Here is a 719-nt window from a genome sequence, read left to right on the forward strand (position 1 = left end):
ACCCGGCCATTGCGTTCGTCGATCTGGGTTTCCTCCATCAGCGCCAGGCCAAGGCCCATGATGATGCCCCCGCGGAACTGGCTGGTCGCGGTCTTGGGATTGAGGATGCGCCCGCAGTCGAAGGAACCGAGGAAGCGGCTGACGCGCGGTTCGCCCGTGATCGCATTGACGCGTACCTCGCAGAACATCGCCGCATGGCTGTGCATCGACCAGTGCATGAGTTCGAGCGGCGGTGGCCCTTCGCCCGTCACTTCTATGCTGTCCTGACCCGCACGGGCGAGGATCGAGGCGTATGTCTCGTGCCGCTCGGGTTCGTCACGCTTGCAAAGACCGGCATCCCGGCATGCCACGTCGTCAGGCTTGAGGCCCGCCAAGGGGGAATCATTGCCGACGATCTCCAGCAGTTCCGTGATAAGCAGGCGGTGCGCCGCGATAACGGCTGCGCCGATGGCGGCGGTTTGCTGCGATCCTCCTGCCAGCACGGTGCCCGGAAGCGTGGAATCGCCGTACTCGAAATCCACCGCCTCGATCGGCAGCCCCAGCCGTTCGGCGGTGACCTGCACTTGCGCGGTGGCGGTGCCCATGCCCATTTCGTGCGCGGCGATCCCCACGCTGGCGCCTTTCGGCGTCATGGTCAGCCGTGCAGCGCCGCCGGGTATGCGGTAGTAGGGATAAGTGCCCTTGGCGCAGCCCATGCCGATGAGCCATTCGCCTTCGCG

General features: G+C 65.8%; 1 protein-coding gene. It reads right to left on the reverse strand.

All coding sequences use genetic code 11. The features are described 5' to 3' along the window. Nucleotides 1–719, reverse strand: a 719-nt coding sequence (locus LH128_RS29600) for a molybdopterin cofactor-binding domain-containing protein (protein ID WP_008833387.1), incomplete at both ends; no start/stop codon positions are given.

Origin of the sequence: Sphingomonas sp. LH128 (genome assembly GCF_000293195.2) — a bacterium.
GTDB classification, from domain to species: domain Bacteria; phylum Pseudomonadota; class Alphaproteobacteria; order Sphingomonadales; family Sphingomonadaceae; genus Novosphingobium; species Novosphingobium resinovorum_A.